Origin of the sequence: Jatrophihabitans sp. (assembly GCA_036399055.1) — a bacterium.
Taxonomy (GTDB): Bacteria; Actinomycetota; Actinomycetes; order Mycobacteriales; family Jatrophihabitantaceae; genus Jatrophihabitans_A.
Window position 1 is genome coordinate 228,859 of sequence record DASWNX010000030.1, and the last position, 18,862, is coordinate 247,720.

Sequence of the window (18,862 nt, forward strand, 5' to 3'; positions counted from 1 at the left end):
CCCACTCAGTGACTGCCCAGCCCGCTGCCGTCCGACTTGAAAAGCCCGGGGTCGGTGACGCGTTTCTCTCCGTTCGCGACCTCCGGGTTCACTTCCCCACCGCGGACGGCCTGGTCAAGGGCGTCGACGGCCTGTCCTTCGACGTCCGACGCGGCGAGATCATGGGCATCGTCGGTGAGTCCGGCTCCGGCAAGTCGGTCACCTCGCAGGCGATCCTGGGGCTGCACAAGGGATCGCAAGCCCGCGTCACCGGAGAGATCTGGCTGGACGGCACCGAGTTGGTAGGCGCCTCCGAGGAGCAGATGCGCTCGCTGCGCGGCGACAAGATGGCGATGATCTTCCAGGACCCGCTGTCGGCGATGCACCCCTTCTACCGGGTCGGCTCCCAGATCGCCGAGGCCTACCTGGTGCACAACAAGGTGTCCAAGGCCTTGGCGAAGAAGCGCACCATCGAGATGCTCGACCGGGTGGGCATTCCCAACCCCGACAAGCGCTTCAGCGACTACCCGCACCAGTTCTCCGGCGGCATGCGGCAGCGGGCCATGATCGCGATGGCCCTGGTGTGCGATCCGAAACTGCTGATCGCAGACGAGCCGACCACCGCGCTGGACGTCACGGTGCAGGCCCAGATCCTGGATCTGATGAAGGACCTGCAGAAGGAGTTCAACTCCGCGATCATCCTGATCACCCACGACCTCGGGGTGGTGGCTGAGACCTGTGACCAGGTCGTGGTGATGTACGGCGGCCAGTGCGTGGAGACCGGGTCGGTGAACGACTTGTTCTACGAGCCGGAGATGCCCTACGCGTGGGGCCTGCTGACCTCGATGCCTCGGATGGACCGCACCCGGCAGGAGCGCCTGCAGCCGATTCCCGGCCAGCCGCCCTCGCTGATCCAGGTGCCCAAGGGGTGCGTGTTCAACCCCCGCTGCGGATACACCGATCACGTGCCGGGCCGCCGCTGCTTCACCGACCGCCCGGAGTTGCTGCCCACCTCGGGTGGCTCGCCGGGACACGCGTTGCGCTGCCACATCGAGCCGGACGAGCGCCGTCGGCTGTGGGCCGACGAGATTCAGCCCACGCTGTAAGCCGACGAGGAGACCTCACAACACATGAGCACAGCTACCAGTTCCGACACCGCGACCGGCGGCCCTCTCGAGCCTGCGGCCGATGACTCCGACGCCCTACTGCGGGTCAACAACCTGACCAAGCACTTTCCGATCAAGCAGGGCATCTTGATCCAGCGTCAGGTCGGCGCGGTCAAGGCCGTGGACGGGGTGTCTTTCGCGGTTCGGGCTGGTGAGACGCTGGGCCTGGTCGGCGAATCCGGCTGCGGCAAGTCCACCACCGGCCGGGTCGTGACCAAGCTGCTGGACCCCACGGCGGGTGAGATCTACTTCGGCGGTCGCGACATCGCCAAGCTCAAGCGTGGTGAGATGCGCACTCTGCGGACCGACATCCAGATGATCTTTCAGGACCCCTACTCCTCGCTCAATCCCCGCCACACCATCGGCACGATCGTCGGGGCGCCCTTCCTGATCCAGAAAACCAAGACCGAGCGGGGCGTCAAGGCCGAGGTCCAGAGCCTGATGGAACGGGTCGGCCTGAACCCCGAGCACTACAACCGCTATCCGCACGAGTTCTCCGGCGGCCAGCGGCAACGCATCGGCATCGCCCGGGCGGTGGCCCTGCGTCCGAAGCTGATCGTCTGCGACGAGCCGGTCTCGGCACTCGACGTCTCAATCCAGGCGCAGGTGGTCAACCTGCTCGAGGACCTGCAGAACGAGTACAAGCTGGCCTACATCTTCGTCGCCCACGATCTGTCGGTGGTGCGCCACATCGCTGACCGGGTCGCGGTGATGTACCTGGGCAAGGTCATGGAGCTGGCCCCGCGCGACACCCTCTACTCCACTCCGATGCACCCGTACACGCACTCGCTGATGTCGGCGGTGCCGGTGCCGGACCCGAAGAAGGAGGGCCGGCGCGAGCGGATCCTGCTGGTCGGCGACCTGCCCAGCCCGATCAACCCGCCCTCAGGCTGCGTGTTCCACACCCGCTGCCCCAAGTACCGCGCGGTCCTGTCCGAGACCGACCGGGAGCGCTGCCGCACCGATGTCCCGGCGCTGGAGGCCAAGGCGCCCATGCAGTTCGTGGCCTGCCACTTCCCGGAGGCGCGGGCCGATATCGCCTCCGGCGAGGATCTGGGGATCAGCGCCGGCGAGCAGCCCGAGGCCGGCGGCGCCACCGCGCTCTGACGCGCGACCGGCGGGTGCTGAGCCGGTCCGGGCGGTGTCGCTAGGTTGGGAGTGGTGATCGAAGAGTCCGAGCAGTCCATCGACCGGCGGCTGCCCGCTCGCCGGTTGCTGCTGGTGCACGCTCACCCCGACGACGAGACCATCACCACCGGGGCCACCATGGCCCACTACGCCGCGTCAGGGGCGCAGGTCACGCTGGTGACCTGCACTCTCGGCGAGGAGGGCGAGGTGCTGACGCCCGAGCTGGCACTGCTGGCAGCCGGTCATGCCGACCAGCTCGGCGGCTGGCGCATCGCTGAGCTGTCCGCCGCCATGGCTGAGCTGGGGGTCACAGACCACCGGTTCCTGGGCGGCGCCGGCCGCTTTCGTGACAGCGGCATGATGGGGGATCCGGCCAACGGCAAGCCCCGGGCGTTCTGGCGAGCCGACACCGACCCCACGGTGTTCGCGGCGGCGCTCACGGCGCTGGTCGAGGTGATCCGCCAGGTGCGGCCGCAGGTGCTGATCACCTATGACGACTTCGGCGGCTACGGCCATCCCGACCACATCATGGCCCACCGGGTTGCCACCGCCGCGGCGGCCGCGGCCGCCGATCCTGGCTTCGCCGCCCGGGGAGCCACCTGGCAGCTCTCGAAGCTGTACTGGACGGCGCTGCCCCGGTCGGAGATGGCCGCCGGGCTGCGGGCCTTGCGGGCGGCCGGCGCGGAGGTCGGATTCGCCGCCGCCGACTCGGCGGAGGACCTGTCTTTCGTCTGCGACGACGAACTGGTCACCACCGCTGTCGCCGCCGAGAAGCAGGCCGACGCCAAGCTCCGGGCACTGGCAGCCCATCGGACCCAGGTCACGGTGCGCGGGCCGTTCTTCGCGCTGTCGAACAACCTGGGCCAGGTGTCGATGAGCACCGAGTACTTCCGGCTGGCCTATGGCAGCCCGGCCGGCCAGCGCGATGCCCAGGGCCGCGAGACCGACCTCTTCGCCGGGGTCGCCGCAGACCACGACGAGCCCTCGGGCCCGGTCGCCGGATGAGCCGGGCTCGCCGTGACCTCGATGAGCCCTCCGGCCCGGTCGCCGGATGAGCCGGGGTCGCCGCGTGAGCCGGGCCGCCGCATGTCGGGTCGCCGCGTGAGTCGCGGCGACCGGGTCGGCGTGACAGGTGGCGCGACTGGCTCGGCGCAAGCCCGGCCGCACCCCGGCCTCCTGGCGTTGGGATACCTGCTGTTCGCCGCGGCCGGCGCGATGACCGCCACCATCGAGGTGTTGCTGGTGCCCAGCCGGCTCGGGCAGACGCTGATCCCGTTGGCGCCGGCGCTGGCGGTGCTCAGCAACGTGGCGTTGCCGGCGATCTCACGCGGCCTGACCGACACGATGGTGTCCGCGGTGCCGCCGGTGGCCGGCTGGTTGGTGACCACCTTCCTGCTGGCCAGCGCCACACCGGAGGGTGACGTGCTGCTGCCGGCCGGCGACACGGCGATCACCTCGTACTCGCTGCTCGGCTTGGGCACGCTTGCCGGCCTGGCCACCATCTGGCTGGCCAACCGGCCCGGGGCCTGGACCGGTCGCTGGCTCAGCTCGCGGCTGGCGCGATCCGGTAGTGATAACGATGGTGGGAGATGAAGCCCAACCGCTGGTAGAACGCCAGCGCCCCTGAGTTGTCGGCCTCGACCTGCAGATAGCACCGGGTCGCTGCCTGGCCGCGGCCCCAGTCCGCCAGTGCCCGCATCAGCGTGCTGGCCACGCCCGAGCGGCGGTGGCCGGCGGCCACCTCGACGGCGCTCACCCCCAGCCAGCCTTCGTCCACCGTCGCCCGGGCGACCCCGACCACCGAGCCGTTCCGGCTGAGCGAGGCGAACCGGACCTGGTCGTGGCGGGTCAGCAGCCGCACCGCGTGCTCGGGCAGCGGGTCGCCGCGATGGTGATAACCGTCCAGCCAGGCCGTGGACGGGACCGGGTCCAGCCGCACCGGCTCGTCGCTGACCAGGACCTCGGGCAAGCCGCTGATCGGCGAGCTCAGCATCACCGCAGGCCGTCGCAGACTCCAGCACCGGCCCGCCAGCTCGGCGTCGAGCAGCCCCCGCGCCGGCAGCGGCAACTGGATCTGCACCGGCAGCCCGCGCTCGGCGTAGAACCGGTCCGCCGCGGCCAGCAGCTCCGAAAGCGGCCGGCGTGGGGTGGTCAGCGGCAGCACCGAGTTCGCCCGGCTGGTCCAACCCTGGTCGGCGTGCAGCAGCCAGCCGTCAAACTCCTCCACCTCAGCCGCTCGCCAGCCCCGGCGCGCGATGCGTTCGAGCTCCAGGATCTGGCGCCGGTGCGGGGCCACCGGCCGGGCGGCCACGATCGCGGCTCGATCAACGGTGACCGGGCCGTTCGGGCCTGCCACGACGGCGGTGGTGGGCGTCAGGGACGTCAACTCGCCGACCACGTCTGAAAGCGGGGGGAGTATTCCGTCATGACGCCGATAACGCAGGACAATCCGCCGCCCCACGAGCTCGGTAGACAGCATGACCGGCATACTATGCACCGGTGGTGACGATGCACCCCTTTGGACCAGCGCTAACCCGTACCGGGAGGACCCTCCAGTGACCTACGTGATCGCCGAACCCTGCGTTGATGTGCTGGACAAGGCGTGCATCGAAGAATGCCCGGTCGACTGCATCTATGAAGGCAGCCGGATGCTCTACATCCATCCGGACGAGTGCGTCGACTGCGGCGCGTGCGAGCCGGTGTGCCCGGTCGAGGCGATCTTCTACGAGGACGACGTGCCCGAGAAGTGGCGTCAGTACACCCAGGCCAATGTCGACTTCTTCGACGAGCTCGGCTCGCCGGGCGGCGCGTCCAAGGTCGGCAAGACCGCAGCGGACCCGGCCTTCATCATGGCTCTGCCACCTCAGGCCGGCGACCACTAGGACCGCTGGCCGCAGCCGCGGCGGCGCCTCAGTGCGCCAGCGTGGCGACCACGGCTGAGCCGCTCGCCGCGGCGTCGTCCTTCCAGCCCTCGGAATAGCTCCACCGCTTGCCCTCGTGGCGCACCGACTCCACGCCCAGCCGGTCGGCGTTGCAGACGAACCATGCCACGGTGGCCCACCCGGCGTCGGTGACGGTGACGGTCTTGCCCGCCACCGTGGGGGCGCTGACCGGGAGGTCGCGAGTCAGCGCGGCCGCGACAGCGGCGGGCTTCGCCGAGCGGTCGGGCTTGTCGAAGCGGCATGACACCCCGGCCGGGGTGTCGCCGACCAGCGCGTCGGTGATCGCCTGCGCCTGGTCCTCGTGCCGGGCGTAGGCCGAGCCGTCGGCCGAGATCTGCACGGTCTGCACCACGGTGGCCAGCGAGCCGTCCTGCCAGCCAGGCACCCGCACCAAAGCGTCCAGGAATTTCCCGGTCGCGTAGCGGACGTCGGCGATCTGCTCAGCGGTGCCCCAGCCCTGTGAGGGCCGTTGCTGCAGGATGCCCACCGAATCGCGGTCACCCTGCCCGGCCGGGATGTTGCGCAGCTTGGACTCCTGCAAGGCGCCGCCGATGGTCAGCACCGCCGCGCGTTTGGGCAACTCACGCTTGAGCACCACCCCGACGATGGCCGAGGCGACCTGGGCCTGCTCCAGCTCCAGGAAGTAGCTGCCCACGTCGCAGCCGTCAGGCTTGACCACCGACTGAGCGGCTCGCCAGAGCGTCCGGGCGCCGAAGGCCAACGCGCCCAGCACGATCACCACCACCAGCAGGGCGATGCCGCCGCGCCGCGTTCGACCCGCCACCGCTTACGTCCCGTCCGATCTCGTCCCCGGCTCAGTTGGCGTGCAGGTCGGTGTTCAGCGCGACCCCGGCGCCGGTGCGCTGGCGCACCTCCAGGGCCCCTGTCACCGTGTTCTGCCAGAACTGCAGCCCGGCCTGCCCAGACAACTCCGCGGCCTTGCGAACAGTTCCGTCCGGCAGCACCACTTTGGAGCCGGCCGTGACATAGGTTCCGGCGGCCACCACGCAGTCGTCGCCCAGGGAGATCCCGATGCCGGCGTTGGCCCCGATCAGGCAGCGCCGGCCGACCGAGACCACCTCCTTGCCGCCGCCGGACAGGGTGCCCATGATCGAGGCGCCGCCGCCGACGTCCGAGCCGTCCCCGACGACCACCCCGGCCGAGATCCGGCCTTCGACCATCGAGGCGCCGAGCGTGCCGGCGTTGTAGTTGACGAAGCCTTCGTGCATCACGGTGGTGCCGGCGGCCAGGTGCGCGCCCAGGCGCACCCGGTCGGCGTCGGCGATCCGCACTCCGGCGGGCACGACGTAGTCCACCATCCGCGGGAACTTGTCGACGCCGTAGACGGTGACCGGGCCGCGGGCGCGCAGCCTGGTCCGCACCTGCTCGAAGCCGGCGACCGCGCACGGCCCGTGGTTGGTCCACACCACGTTGTTCAGCACCCCGAAGACACCGCTGAGGTTCACCCCGTGGGGGGCGACCAGGCGGTGCGAGAGCAGGTGCAGGCGCAGGTAGACGTCGGCCGCGTCAACCGGCTCGGCCGCCAGTTCCAGCACCCTGGACAGCACCTCCGTCCGCACCCCGCGCAGCTCGTCGACCCCGGTCAACGCCGACAGCTCGGCGGGGGCGACTGCGTCAGGCGCCGCAGGCCCGAGGGCCGGGCTGGGGTAGTAGACGTCGAGGACGGCGCCGTCGGCGGCGATGCTGGCCAGGCCGAAGCCGTGGGCGAGGCCGGTGTCGGAGGGGTCGCTGAGCTGGCTCTCAGAGCTGGGGGTCACGCCGACACCCTAGTCAACCTTCACCGATCCTTCCTGGCGACTAACCTGCTGGCCGTGACGACAACTCCGATCCAGCCACCCGGGCCCGCCGTCTTGGAACTGAGCCGGACGGCGGCCCAGCTCACCGCCGACCTGGTCGACATCGAGTCGGTGTCCGGTGACGAGGCCCGGATCGCCGACGCGGTGGAGGCCGCGGTCCGCCGCCATGACCGGCTGTCGGTGCTGCGGCTGGGCAATGTGGTGATCGTGCGGACCGAGCTGGGGCTTGCCGAGCGGGTGGTGCTGGCCGGGCACCTGGACACGGTGCCGATCGCGGGCAACCTGCCCTCGCGGCTGGCCGAGGGCAGGCTGCACGGCTGCGGCGCCTCGGATATGAAGTCCGGCGTGGCGCTGCAGCTGCGGGTGCTCGAACTCGTCGGCGTCGGGGCGCTGGAGCCGGCCGTCGACCTGACCTGGCTGTTCTATGACTGCGAGGAGGTGGCGGCTGCCCGCAACGGCTTGAACCGGGTCGCCGCCGAGCACCCGGAGCTGCTGCAAGCCGACCTGGCCATCCTGCTGGAGCCGACGAACGGGACCGTCGAAGGCGGCTGCCAGGGCACCATGCGCGTCCAGCTGAGCACCGCCGGCCGGCGGGCGCACAGCGCGCGGTCCTGGCTGGGAGTCAACGCCATTCACCTGGTGACGCCGATCCTGCAGCGGCTGGCCGACTACCGCGCCCGGGAGGTCGAGGTCGAGGGGCTGACCTACCGGGAGGGGCTGAACGCGGTGCTCATCGAGGGCGGGGTGGCCAGCAACGTGATCCCGGACAGCTGCCTGGTAACCGTCAACTACCGTTTCGCGCCGGACCGGTCCGAAGCCGAGGCCGAGCAGCACCTGCGTTCGGTGTTCGAGGGCTTCGAGCTGAGCGTGCTGGACTCGGCGCCGGCCGCCCGCCCAGGGCTGGACCAGCCACTGGCGCGGCGGGCGGTGGCCGCGTTGGGCGGCGAGGTGGCCGCCAAGCTCGGCTGGACCGACGTCGCCCGGTTCAGCGCGCTGGGCATTCCGGCGCTGAACTTCAGCCCCGGTGACCCCAACCTCGCGCACCGGGCCGATGAGTCGGTGGAGCTGGCGCAGCTGGAGCGCTGCGAGCGACTGCTGGTGGGCTTTCTGGGCGGTCCGCCTGCCGCGGCCACGAACTAGGGTGACGCCATGACCAATGGACGTCCTGAGGGCAAGCTGCCGGCCGAGCGGCACCGCGGACCGGTGGTGTTCCGACGCCGCCAGGTCGAGGCCGACGCCGCGACCACCGACCAGCGGCTGTTGGACTCCGGCGGACCGACCGACTGGCTGCACACCGACCCGTGGCGGGTGCTGCGCATCCAGTCTGAGTTCGTCGAGGGCTTCGGCCTGCTCGCCGAGCTCGGACCGGCGGTCTCGGTGTTCGGCTCGGCCCGCACCGACGCCGAGCACCCGGAGTACCAGCAGGCCCGGCAGCTGGGCGCGGCGCTGAGCCGGGCCGGCTACGCGGTGATCACCGGCGGCGGCCCGGGCGCCATGGAGGCCGCCAACCGCGGCGCCTCCGAGGCCGGCGGCACCTCGGTGGGCCTGGGCATCGAGCTGCCCTTCGAGCAGCGGCTCAACGACTGGGTCGACATCGGGCTGACCTTCCGGTACTTCTTCGCGCGCAAGACGATGTTCGTCAAGTACGCGCAGGCGTTCGTGATCCTGCCGGGCGGGTTCGGCACCCTGGACGAGCTGTTCGAGGCGCTGACCCTGGTGCAGACCCGCAAGGTGACCCGGTTTCCGGTGATCCTGTTCGGCGAGCAGTACTGGTCCGGGCTGCTGGACTGGATCAGGGGCACGATGCTGCCCGAGGCCAAGATCGGGGCCGCGGACCTGGAGCTGATCCGGGTCACCTCCGACGTCGAGGAGGCGGTGTCGATCATCGTCGAGGCCGACGCGCACCGCTCGGCGCAGGAGCTGACCGAGGACGCCGCGCACGCCGAGTCGCGCTCTGCCGGCGCAGGCGATGCCCAGTAGCGGCTCCGGCGGCGCTATGGGCCCAGCCGCCGGGCCGCGGTAGCCGATGGCCTCGATCTGCGTCTTCTGCGCCTCCGCCGACGGCATCGACCAGTCCTACCTGCGGCTGGCGGCCGAGGTGGGCGCCCGGATCGGCGACGGCGGGCACCGGCTGGTCTCAGGCGGTGGCCGGGTCTCGATGATGGGCCAGGTGGCCGCCCAGGCGCGGGCGCACGGCGCTCGCACGTTGGGAGTCATTCCGCAGCACCTGGTCGACTACGAGGTGGCCGACACCGACTCCGACGAGTTGCTGGTGGTCGACACCATGCGCGAGCGCAAGGCACTGATGGACGCCCACGCCGACGCCTTCCTGGTGCTGCCCGGAGGCATCGGCACCCTGGAGGAGTTCTTCGAGGTCTGGACGGCGGGCTCGCTGGGCATGCATCCGAAACCGGTGATCGTGCTGGACCCGGACGGCTTCTACGCCCCGCTCTGGCAGTTCCTCGAATCGATGACCGAGCGCGGCTTCGTCCGTCCGGCCGCCTGGCAGCGGCTGCACCGGGTGAGTCGGGTGGACGCGGCCTTCGCGCTGATCTGAGCGCGCGACGCCCGGTGGCCCGGGCGCCGCGGCGCCAGGGGCGTGTCGACGGTTGTCAGCCCGGCGTGCCAGGATTTGACCATGTTGCTGCTCGGCTACCTGTTGCTGGCCCTGGTGGTGGCGGCGCTGCTGTTCTACGGCGTGGTGGCGCTGCTGCCCCGCGGGCTGTCACTGCCCCCGCAGCGTGACAACCGGCCCTTCGAGCTGCCGGCCGACCGGCGGATGGTTCGATCCGACCTGGATCGGGTGCGCATCCCGGTCGGGGTGCGCGGCTACCGCTTCGCCGAGACCGACGACCTGATCGACCGGCTGGCCGCCGAGATCGTGGTGCGCGATGAGGAGATCGCCCGGCTGCGCTCCCAGGCCGCCGGCGGCGCCGGCCGGCCGGCCGTCGAGGCCCAGCCCGAGTCGCGGCCCGTCGAGGCCCGACCCGTCGAGGCCCGGCCTGAATCGCGACCTGTCGAGGCCCGACCCGTAGGCGTCCGACCCGAGTCGCGACCGGTCGAGGCCCGACCCGTAGAGGACCGCCCCGAACCCGAGCGCTCGCAAGGGCCCGAATGACCGAACCTCACCGGATCGACGGTGACCCGGGCGCGGCCGGCTTACGCCGGTGCGAGTGGGGCGACAGCACGCCGGACTACGCGATCTATCACGACACCGAGTGGGGCGTGCCGGTGCGCGGTGACAACGCGCTGTTCGAGCGGATGACCCTGGAGGCGTTCCAGTCCGGGCTGTCCTGGCTGACGATCCTGCGCAAGCGCGAGAACTTCCGCGCCGCCTTCGCCGGCTTCGACATCACCACCGTGGCCGGTTTCGGCGAGGCCGACCGGCAGCGGCTGCTGGCCGACGCGGGCATCGTCCGCAACCGGGCCAAGGTCGACGCGGCGATGAACAACGCCCGGGCCATTCTCGACAGCGTCCCCGAGGGCCTGACCGAGCTGCTGTGGTCCTTCGCCCCGGCCGAGCATCAGCGTCCGGCGTTGCTCACCGACGTGCTGGCGTGGACGCCGGAGTCCAAGGCGATGGCCAAGGAGCTCAAGCGACGCGGGTTCGCCTTCGTCGGGCCGACCACCGCCTACGCGCTGATGCAGGCCACCGGCATGGTCGATGACCACGTGGCCTACTGCTGGCGAGCGACCACCTGAGGAATCGGGCCCCAGCCGTGCGGCTCGCGGGCTCAGCGACCGCGGAAGACCGGCTTCTCCTTCTTGACGAAGGCCGCCACGGCCGCCCGGTGATCGGCAGTGGCGCCGGCGGCGGTCTGCAGGATGGCCTCGTTCTCCAGCGCCTGCTCCAGCGTGGCTGTCGCGGCGTGGTGGATGGCGTTCTTGATGCCGGCGTAGGCCACGGTCGGCCCGGCAGCCAGCCGGGCGGCCAGCTCCTGGGCGGTGGGCAGCACCTGCTCAGCGGGCACCAGCTGGGTCACCAGCCCGTAGCGCTGAGCCGTCTCGGCGGTGATGGGCTGTGCCAGCAGGGCCAGCTCCAGGGCCCGGCCCGCGCCGATCAGCCGGGGCAGCGTCCAGGAGGCGCCGCTGTCTAGGGCCAGCCCGACATTGGCGAAGGCCAGCAGGAACTTGGCCTCTTCGGCGACGATGCGGAAGTCGCAGGCGAAGCTGAACGAGGCGCCGGCGCCGGCGGCCGTGCCGTTCACTGCCGCGATGACCGGCTTGGGCATCTGAGCCAGTGACAGCGCGATCGGGTTGTAGTGCTCCACCACGGTGCGCAGCGGAGCCGGGTCTCCGGCCTCCAGCAGCTGGATGTGCTCACTGAGGTCCTGGCCGACGCAGAATCCGCGACCGCTCCCGGTCAGCACCACGGCCCGCACGGTGTCGTCTGTTCCGACATCTGCCAGCGCTTGGACCAGCGCGTCCTTGAGCTCGGTCGACAGCGAGTTCATCGACTCGGGGCGGTTCATCGTCAGGGTCGCCACACCGTCGGCGCGGTCGATCAGCAGCACGTCAGCCATGGCAGCAGCCTAGGACATCGGTGCCCGGCGCGGCTTTGAACCGGGCCGCTTTGGTCGCATCACCGGCGATGCGAGACAATGGGAGCACACTGCCCGGTCGAACGCTGATCGGCTGACGTGATGGTGCAGTTCTTATCGCATAGGAGGCACGGATGGCGGCGATGAAGCCGCGGACGGGTGATGGTCCGCTGGAAGTCACCAAGGAGGGTCGTGGCTTGGTGATGCGCGTCCCGCTGGAAGGCGGCGGTCGTCTCGTCGTCGAGCTTTCTGCTGATGAGGCAAGCGCGCTGTCACAGGCGTTGTCAGCGGCCGTAGGTTAGCGGGCGCCTATCGGCCCCAGTCCAGTCCTGTGCGCACACCCGCACGGGCCGTGGCTGGGGCCGCGCTATGCCTCGCCGAACACCCTGCAGGCCCGAACACCCCGCAAGCCCGAACACCCCGCAAGCCCGAACACCCGGTAAGCCCGTCTGTCGGCTGGCGCGTGACTCTCGCGCCAGTCCTGAGCTTGAAGAAGGTCCGCTGTGATCCTGCTGCAGATACCCGAGCGTCACACGGCTGCTGACGTGGTGGCCCTCGGCTTGATCGGATCAGAGCTGCAGCTGGAGGAGATTTCCACCGAGGTGCTGCCGGTGGCCGCCGCCGAGGCCTGCGCGCTGTACGTCTCGGCCGAGGAGCCCGACGCTGAGGCCGGCGCCTTGCACACGGTGACCCTGCCCGGGGCGGTCCCGGCCACCGTCCTGATCGTCGGCCTCGGTGACGCCAGCCCCGAAGACCTGCGGGTGGCGGCGGTCGCGCTGGGCCGGCGGATCGAGCGACTGCCCGAGTCGCGCAGCGTGGCGGTGGCCATCCACGCCCCGAGCCGGCGGCAGAGCCGGGCGCTGGCTGAGGGGCTGGTGCTCGGCGGCTACCAGTACAGCAAGGCCTCCGACGCAGAGGACGCCCTGCATCAGCTGAATCTGGTCGGCACGCTGGACCGGGCCGGCCTGGACGCCGGTGACGAGGCCGCTGACGCCGCCGGTTGGGCTCGCGACCTGGGCAACGCCCCGCCCAACGAACTGACCCCCGCCCGGATGGGCGAGCTGGCCGAGCAGCAGCTGACCCCCGCCGGCTGCAAGGTGAGCGTGCACGACGAGGCGTGGTTGACCGCGCAGGGCTTCGGCGGCGTTCTCGCCGTCGGCGGCGGCTCGGCAGCCGGCCCGCGACTGATCGAGGTGACCTACCGGCCGCGGCGAAAGAGCGGCGCCGCCCGGTTGCCGCACGTGGTGCTCGTCGGCAAGGGGATCACCTTCGACACCGGCGGCCTGAACCTCAAACTGGGCGACGGCATGCGCACCATGCACACCGACATGTGCGGGGGAGCGGCGGTGCTCGCCGCGGTCCAGTACGCGGCGATGCGCAAGCTGGCGATCTCGGTGACCGTCCTGGTGCCGGCCGCCGAGAACGCCGTGTCGGGGACCGCGACGCGGCCTTCGGACGTGATCACCCACTTCGGTGGACGCACCACCGAGGTCGGCAACACCGACGCCGAGGGCCGGTTGATCCTGGCCGACGCGCTCGGTTATGCGGTCAAGCGGCTCAAGCCGGACGTGCTGATCGACGTCGCCACCCTGACCGGCGCCGCCAGAGTGGCGCTCGGAATGGAGATCGGCGCCTACTTCGCCAACGACGACGCCCTCGCCGCCCAGCTGGAACAGGCCAGCGCGGACTCCGGAGAGCCGATCTGGCGGATGCCGCTGGAGCATCACTACGTCAAGCAGCTGGAGTCCCCGGTGGCCGACGCGCGCAACGATCCCGGCACCCCGGGGGCGATCACGGCGGCGCTGTTCCTGCAGCCGTTCGTCGGTGACGTCGCCTGGGCGCACCTGGACATCGCCGGGCCGGCGAGGGCCGCCGCTGACGGGCCGGTGCTGTCCCACGGCGCCACCGGGTTCGGCGCCCGGCTGCTGGCTCACTACCTGGACACCATGGCCGGCTCAGACACCATGGCCGGCTTAGGGACCGCGGCCGGCTCACCCGGCTGAGCCAGGCCAGCCGAGGAGCTCAGCGCAACGACTGGTACAACCGCACCGTGCGGGCGGCGATGGCGTCCCAGCCGTACTGGGTGACCGCGCGCTCCCGGCCGGCCAGTCCCATCGACTGCAACCGCCCTGAGTCGGCGAGCAGCTCGTTGACGGCCGCGGCGAAGCCGGCCTCGAACTCCTTCGGGTCCGCGGCGTAGTCCACCAGCAGGCCGGTCTCGCCCTCGACCACCACGTCGGGGATGCCGCCGACCCGGGAGGCCACCACCGCGGTCTCGCACGCCATCGCCTCGAGGTTGACGATGCCCTGCGGCTCGTAGATCGACGGGCACAGGAACAGGTCGGCGGCGCTGAGCAGTTGCAGCAGTTGCTCGCGCGGCAGCATCTCCTGGATCCAGACGACGCCCTTGCGGCCGGCCTGCAACCGGTGGACGGCCTCGGTGATCTCGGCGGCGAGCTCAGGGGTGTCCGGGGCGCCGGCGCACAGCGCGAGCTGCACGCCCGGGGTGAAGTCGGCGGCGGCCGCGACCAGATGCCCGACGCCCTTCTGCCGGGTGATCCGGCCGACGAACAGCGCGATCGGGCGGTCGGGGTCCAGCCCGTAGTGCCGTAGCACGTCGCGCGCGGGCACCGGCGCGTAGAGCTCGGTGTCGATTCCGTTCGGGATCACGTGCACCCGTGAGGACTCCAGCGCGGGGTAGGCGGCGAGGATGTCAGCGCGCATCCCGTTGCTGACCGCCACCACCGCCGCGGCCGCTTCATAGGCGCTGCGCTCGGCCCAGGATGAGATGCGGTAACCGCCGCCGAGCTGCTCGGCCTTCCACGGCCGCAGCGGCTCCAGCGAGTGCGCGGTCACCACGTGGGGGATGTCGTACATCATCGAGGCCAGGTGACCGGCGAGGTTGGCGTACCAGGTGTGCGAGTGCACCAGGTCCGCGACTGGCGCGCCGTCAGACATCAGACCCGCCGCGATCTCGAGGTCGACGCCCAGGGTGGCCAGCGCCGGGTTGGCCGCGGCCAGGCCGGGCGGCGTCCGATAGGCGTGCACGCCGGGCTCGTCGCGCTCGGCGCCGAAGCAGTGCACCTCCACCTCGATCAGCTTGCGCAACTCGCGCGCCAGGAACTCGATGTGGACCCCTGCCCCGCCGTAGACCTCGGGCGGGTACTCCCGGCTGATCAGTGCTGCGCGCATGCTTAGCACGCTATCGCCGCGGACAGCCCCCCGGAACAGCAGGTGTGACACGGCTGTCAATCCCGCTAGGGTGACGATATGGCTGCTGGCGTCCGGGTACTCGGCATCGTCCTGGCTGGTGGTGAGGGAAAGCGGCTGTGGCCCCTCACCGCGGACCGGGCAAAGCCGGCAGTGCCCTTCGGGGGTAATTACCGGCTGGTCGACTTCGTGCTGTCCAACATGGTGAACGCGGGCTTCCTGCGGATCTGCGTGTTGACCCAGTACAAGTCGCACTCGCTGGACCGGCACATCACCCAGACCTGGCGGATGTCGCAGTTACTCGGTAACTACGTGACTCCGGTGCCGGCTCAGCAGCGGCTGGGCCCGCGCTGGTACACCGGCAGCGCCGACGCGATCCTGCAGTCGATGAACCTGATCACCGACGACAAGCCCACGCACATCGCGGTGTTCGGCGCCGACCACGTGTACCGGATGGATCCCAAGCAGATGCTGGAGCGGCACATCGACTCCGGCTGCGGGGTCACCGTGGCCGGCATCCGGGTGCCGCGCGACCAGGCCGACCAGTTCGGCGTGATCGACGCCGACGTCAACGGCAAGGTGCTGCAGTTCCTGGAGAAGCCGGCCGACCCGCCGGGCCTGCCCAACGACCCCGACGTCAGCTACGCCTCGATGGGCAACTACATCTTCACCACCGAGGCGCTGGTCGAGGCGCTGCGGGCCGACGCCGAGGACCCGACCTCGGTGCACGACATGGGCGGCTCGATCATGCCGTGGATGGTCGAACGCGGCCGGGCGTCGGTCTATGACTTCGACGACAACGACATCCCGGGCTCGGAGGAGCGCGACCGCGGCTACTGGCGCGACGTCGGGACCATGGACGCCTACTACGACGCGAACATGGACCTGGTCAGCGTCCACCCGATCTTCAACCTCTACAACTCGGCCTGGCCGATCTACACCTTTCACGAGCAGTTGCCGCCGGCCAAGTTCGTCGACGGCGGCCTGGCCCAGGAGTCGATCGTCGGCGCCGGGGCGATCATCTCCGGCTCCACGGTGCGCAGCAGCGTGGTGTCGCCCAACGTCAAGATCCGCAACGGCGCCTACGTCGAGGGGTCGGTGATCATGGACAACGTGGTGATCGGCGAGGGTGCCGTGGTGCGCCGGGCGATCCTGGACAAGAACGTGGTGATCGCTCCCGGCGCCCACATCGGTGTCGACCTCGAATCCGACCGCAGCCGTTACCACGTGTCCGAAAGCGGCGTGGTGGTGCTCGGCAAGGCTGAGCGGGCGGGCTTCTGAATGCGGAGCGCCTGAGCCGGCGGCAAAACCGGCTTAGACGATAAATGACGCGAGCCCGGTCACGTTTGAGTTTCGTAGCAGAGGGTTCCCTCTGGCGTGCCAGAGCGCTGCCTTAGAGTCGCGCCAACCATGCCCGTGAATGCGTATCGAAGAGAGAAGTGAGAATGCGTCGTTCCATCGTCGTCTTCGCCGGACTCGCCGTCACCGGCTCGCTGGCCCTGGCCGGGTGCGCGAAGAATGAGCCCAAGTCCAGCACGCCGACCACGTCGGCGACTGTCGGCGCCGTCAGCAAGGACCAGGCCGCGGCAGATCTGCTGCCTGCCTCGCTCAAGTCCTCGGGCAAGCTCATCGTCGGCATCAACGTGCCCTACGCGCCGAACGAGTACAAGGACCCGTCCGGCAAGATCGTCGGCTGGGAGGTCGACCTGCTCAACGCGATGGCGACCAAGCTCGGCGTGACGCCGGTCCTGCAGGAGTCTGGCTTCGACAACATCATCCCCTCGGTCAAGGGCGGCAAGTTCAACATCGGGATGTCCTCCTTCACCGACAACAAGACCCGCGAGGCCCAGGTCGACTTCGTCAACTACTACAGCGCCGGCACCCAGTGGGCCGCACCGGCGGGCAAGACCGTCGACCCGGACAACGCCTGTGGCATGAAGATCGCCGTGCAGACCAGCACCACCCAGGAGACCGACGACCTGCCGGCCAGGAGCAAGGCCTGCACCGCGGCGGGCAAGAAGGCGATCACGATCGTCAAGATCGACAGCCAGGACGCGGTGAACCAGGCAGTGATCCTCGGCCAGGCCGAGGCCTTCGCCGCCGACTCGCCGATCACCCAGTACGCGGTCAAGCAGTCCAACGGCAAGCTGGCGTTGGCCGGCGAGATCTACGGCGCCGCGCCGTACGGCTTCGTGGTGGCCAAGGACGCCGGCACCCTGAAGCAGGCGCTGCAGAAGGCCGTCCAGTCGATGATCGACGACGGCACCTACAAGCAGGTCCTGGACAAGTGGGGGGTCGGCGCCGGTGGTCTCACACAGGCGACCGTCAACGGCGCCCAGAGCTGAGCCGTGTCTGTCTCACACCCTGACGCCGGGAAGGCCGCCGGCGCCGCTGGGAGCAGCCCTGAGTTGATCCAGGCGGTGCCGCTGCGGCGACCGGGCCGGTGGGTCGCGGCCGTGCTGGTGGTCCTGCTGCTGGGCCTGTTCCTCTACGGCGCGGCGACCAACTCGGCCTATGACTGGTCGACCGTCGGGCAGTACCTGTTCGACGAGCGGGTCAGCCAGGCGGCGATGATCACGCTGTCGCTGACCGCGCTGGCGATGTTCTTCGCGATCCTGCTCGGAGTCGTGCTCGCGGTGATGCGGCTGTCGCCGAACCCGATCCTGAAGTGGGTGAGCTTCGGCTATCTCTGGGTCTTCCGGGGCACCCCGGTGTACGTGCAGCTGGTGTTCTGGGGGCTGTTGGTCGTCATCTACCCCGAGATCGACCTCGGCATCCCGTTCGTGCACCAGTTCGCCCACGTCCAGACCCAGAGCTTCTTCACCTACTACTGGCTGGCCGTGATCGGGCTGGCTCTCAACGAGGCGGCCTACATGGCCGAGATCGTCCGGGCCGGCATCACCAGCGTGGACGAGGGGCAGGACGAGGCAGCCCGGGCGTTGGGCATGTCGTGGGGGCAGTCGACGAGGCGGATCGTGCTGCCGCAGGCGATGCGGGTGATCATCCCGCCGACCGGCAACGAGCTGATCTCGATGCTCAAGACCACCTCGCTGGTCACCGCGGTGCCCTACACCAAGGAGCTCTACAGCCGCACCCGCGACCTGTCGGTGGAGACCTTCAACCCGATCCCGATGCTGCTGGTGGCCTCGATCTGGTACCTGTTCTTCACCTCGATCCTGATGGTCGGTCAGTTCTATCTGGAGCGTCACTTCGCCCGGGGGGCCTCGCGCAAGATGTCGGTCAGGCAACTGCAAGCGCTGGCCAACGCCCAGGGCGTCGGCGACCAGCACGGGCGCCTCGGATGAGCCGGCCCATGGTGCGCAGCGAGTCGGTGTGCAAGTCCTTCGGCGCGCTGCAGGTGCTCAAGGGCATCTCCTTGACCGTCGAGCGGGGCGAGGTGATGTGCCTGGTCGGGCCGTCGGGCTCGGGCAAGTCCACCTTTCTGCGCTGCATCAACCACCTGGAGCAGGTCACTGCCGGCCGGCTCTGGGTCGACGGTGAGCTGGTCGGCTACCACGAACGCGGCGGCAAGCTGCATGAGATGCCGGCCAGGGACGCGGCCCGTCAGCGCCGCGACATCGGAATGGTCTTTCAGCGGTTCAACCTCTTTCCGCACCTGACGGCGCTGGAGAACATCACCGAGGCGCCGATCCGGGTGAAGAAGCAGAAGAAGGCGGTGGCCGTCGAGCGGGCTCGGGAGTTGCTGGCCCAGGTCGGGCTCTCGGAGAAGGAGAAGGCCTACCCCGCCCAGCTGTCCGGCGGGCAGCAGCAACGGGTCGCCATCGCCCGGGCGCTGGCGATGGACCCGAAGCTCATGCTGTTCGACGAGCCGACCTCGGCGCTGGACCCGGAGCTGGTCGGCGAGGTCCTGGACGTGATGAAGGAGCTGGCCCGCGGCGGCATGACCATGATCGTGGTCACCCACGAGATGGGCTTCGCCCGGGAGGTCGCCGACCAGCTGGTGTTCATGGACGCTGGAGTCGTGGTCGAGTCGGGCAACCCCCGCGAGGTGCTGGCCAATCCGCAGCACGACCGGACCAAGGCGTTCCTGTCCAAGGTGCTGTGAGCACGCCTGCCCG

Annotated in this window: 21 protein-coding genes; 16 read left to right on the forward strand and 5 right to left on the reverse strand. The window is 70.2% G+C overall.

The window, feature by feature from the left end; all coding sequences use genetic code 11:
• The first annotated feature begins 8 nt into the window (after positions 1–8).
• The 4 genes from VGB75_13850 (at position 9) to VGB75_13865 (ending at position 3,866) form a co-directional block, all read left to right on the forward strand.
• Positions 9–1,085, forward strand: coding sequence for an ABC transporter ATP-binding protein (locus tag VGB75_13850; protein HEY0168121.1), 1,077 nt, complete (start codon positions 9–11; stop codon positions 1,083–1,085).
• Positions 1,086–1,109: 24 nt separating this feature from the next.
• Positions 1,110–2,252 (forward strand): dipeptide ABC transporter ATP-binding protein, encoded by a 1,143-nt coding sequence (locus VGB75_13855; protein HEY0168122.1) that lies wholly within the window; start codon positions 1,110–1,112, stop codon positions 2,250–2,252.
• A 54-nt stretch (positions 2,253–2,306) separates the two neighbouring features.
• The gene (gene mshB, locus VGB75_13860) at positions 2,307–3,278 is read left to right on the forward strand and encodes an N-acetyl-1-D-myo-inositol-2-amino-2-deoxy-alpha-D-glucopyranoside deacetylase (protein HEY0168123.1); all 972 of its coding nucleotides are present in this window, start codon (positions 2,307–2,309) and stop codon (positions 3,276–3,278) included.
• Between the two features lie 96 nt (positions 3,279–3,374).
• Entirely contained in the window at positions 3,375–3,866 is a 492-nt protein-coding gene (locus tag VGB75_13865) for a hypothetical protein (protein ID HEY0168124.1), read from the forward strand.
• On the opposite strand, the gene VGB75_13870 is transcribed toward VGB75_13865, so the two are convergent.
• A complete protein-coding gene (locus tag VGB75_13870; GenBank protein HEY0168125.1) occupies positions 3,817–4,752 on the reverse strand; it encodes a GNAT family N-acetyltransferase in 936 nt (311 codons plus the stop codon). The two genes, VGB75_13865 and VGB75_13870, sit on opposite strands and share 50 nt — an antisense overlap.
• Before the next feature lie 76 nt (positions 4,753–4,828).
• Between VGB75_13870 and fdxA the strand changes: the two genes are divergently transcribed.
• Positions 4,829–5,155, forward strand: coding sequence for a ferredoxin (gene fdxA, locus VGB75_13875; GenBank protein HEY0168126.1), 327 nt, complete (start codon positions 4,829–4,831; stop codon positions 5,153–5,155).
• Positions 5,156–5,183: 28 nt separating this feature from the next.
• On the opposite strand, the gene VGB75_13880 is transcribed toward fdxA, so the two are convergent.
• Positions 5,184–5,999, reverse strand: a complete 816-nt coding sequence (locus VGB75_13880; GenBank protein ID HEY0168127.1) for a hypothetical protein — start codon at positions 5,997–5,999, stop codon at positions 5,184–5,186.
• A gap of 31 nt (positions 6,000–6,030) precedes the next feature.
• Positions 6,031–6,993: a 2,3,4,5-tetrahydropyridine-2,6-dicarboxylate N-succinyltransferase gene (gene dapD / locus VGB75_13885; GenBank protein HEY0168128.1), complete on the reverse strand. Its 963-nt coding sequence runs from the start codon at positions 6,991–6,993 to the stop codon at positions 6,031–6,033.
• 54 nt (positions 6,994–7,047) lie between these two features.
• Between dapD and dapE the strand changes: the two genes are divergently transcribed.
• The 5 genes from dapE to VGB75_13910 all read left to right on the forward strand — a co-directional run bounded on the left by dapE (position 7,048) and on the right by VGB75_13910 (position 10,734).
• On the forward strand, positions 7,048–8,172 hold the full coding sequence (dapE, locus tag VGB75_13890; protein ID HEY0168129.1) for a succinyl-diaminopimelate desuccinylase: 1,125 nt from the start codon (positions 7,048–7,050) through the stop codon (positions 8,170–8,172).
• A 9-nt stretch (positions 8,173–8,181) separates the two neighbouring features.
• Positions 8,182–9,012 (forward strand): TIGR00730 family Rossman fold protein, encoded by an 831-nt coding sequence (locus VGB75_13895; protein HEY0168130.1) that lies wholly within the window; start codon positions 8,182–8,184, stop codon positions 9,010–9,012.
• A gap of 46 nt (positions 9,013–9,058) precedes the next feature.
• Positions 9,059–9,589, forward strand: a complete 531-nt coding sequence (locus VGB75_13900; GenBank protein HEY0168131.1) for a TIGR00730 family Rossman fold protein — start codon at positions 9,059–9,061, stop codon at positions 9,587–9,589.
• A gap of 81 nt (positions 9,590–9,670) precedes the next feature.
• Positions 9,671–10,150 (forward strand): hypothetical protein, encoded by a 480-nt coding sequence (locus VGB75_13905; protein ID HEY0168132.1) that lies wholly within the window; start codon positions 9,671–9,673, stop codon positions 10,148–10,150.
• Positions 10,147–10,734, forward strand: a complete 588-nt coding sequence (locus VGB75_13910) for a DNA-3-methyladenine glycosylase I (protein ID HEY0168133.1) — start codon at positions 10,147–10,149, stop codon at positions 10,732–10,734. The genes VGB75_13905 and VGB75_13910 overlap by 4 nt, the downstream gene beginning before the upstream one ends.
• Before the next feature lie 32 nt (positions 10,735–10,766).
• Here the strand turns inward: VGB75_13910 and VGB75_13915 are convergent, their stop codons facing one another.
• Complete coding sequence (locus VGB75_13915; protein HEY0168134.1) at positions 10,767–11,555, reverse strand: enoyl-CoA hydratase-related protein; 789 nt, start codon at positions 11,553–11,555, stop codon at positions 10,767–10,769.
• 152 nt (positions 11,556–11,707) lie between these two features.
• Between VGB75_13915 and VGB75_13920 the strand changes: the two genes are divergently transcribed.
• Positions 11,708–11,875, forward strand: coding sequence for a DUF3117 domain-containing protein (locus tag VGB75_13920; GenBank protein ID HEY0168135.1), 168 nt, complete (start codon positions 11,708–11,710; stop codon positions 11,873–11,875).
• Positions 11,876–12,076: 201 nt separating this feature from the next.
• Complete coding sequence (locus VGB75_13925; protein ID HEY0168136.1) at positions 12,077–13,576, forward strand: leucyl aminopeptidase family protein; 1,500 nt, start codon at positions 12,077–12,079, stop codon at positions 13,574–13,576.
• A gap of 19 nt (positions 13,577–13,595) precedes the next feature.
• Here VGB75_13925 and glgA read toward each other — a convergent pair whose 3' ends face one another.
• Positions 13,596–14,765 carry a glycogen synthase gene (gene glgA, locus VGB75_13930; GenBank protein HEY0168137.1) on the reverse strand — a complete coding sequence of 390 codons (1,170 nt, stop codon included), beginning with the start codon at positions 14,763–14,765 and terminating at the stop codon, positions 13,596–13,598.
• Positions 14,766–14,843: 78 nt separating this feature from the next.
• Here glgA and glgC point away from each other — a divergent pair, with 78 nt between their 5' ends.
• The 4 genes from glgC to VGB75_13950 all read left to right on the forward strand — a co-directional run bounded on the left by glgC (position 14,844) and on the right by VGB75_13950 (position 18,849).
• Positions 14,844–16,064 carry a glucose-1-phosphate adenylyltransferase gene (glgC, locus tag VGB75_13935; protein ID HEY0168138.1) on the forward strand — a complete coding sequence of 407 codons (1,221 nt, stop codon included), beginning with the start codon at positions 14,844–14,846 and terminating at the stop codon, positions 16,062–16,064.
• Positions 16,065–16,228: 164 nt separating this feature from the next.
• On the forward strand, positions 16,229–17,128 hold the full coding sequence (locus VGB75_13940) for an ABC transporter substrate-binding protein (GenBank protein ID HEY0168139.1): 900 nt from the start codon (positions 16,229–16,231) through the stop codon (positions 17,126–17,128).
• Between the two features lie 3 nt (positions 17,129–17,131).
• On the forward strand, positions 17,132–18,088 hold the full coding sequence (locus VGB75_13945; GenBank protein HEY0168140.1) for an amino acid ABC transporter permease: 957 nt from the start codon (positions 17,132–17,134) through the stop codon (positions 18,086–18,088).
• Positions 18,085–18,849 carry an amino acid ABC transporter ATP-binding protein gene (locus VGB75_13950; GenBank protein ID HEY0168141.1) on the forward strand — a complete coding sequence of 255 codons (765 nt, stop codon included), beginning with the start codon at positions 18,085–18,087 and terminating at the stop codon, positions 18,847–18,849. The genes VGB75_13945 and VGB75_13950 overlap by 4 nt, the downstream gene beginning before the upstream one ends.
• Positions 18,850–18,862 lie beyond the last annotated feature (13 nt).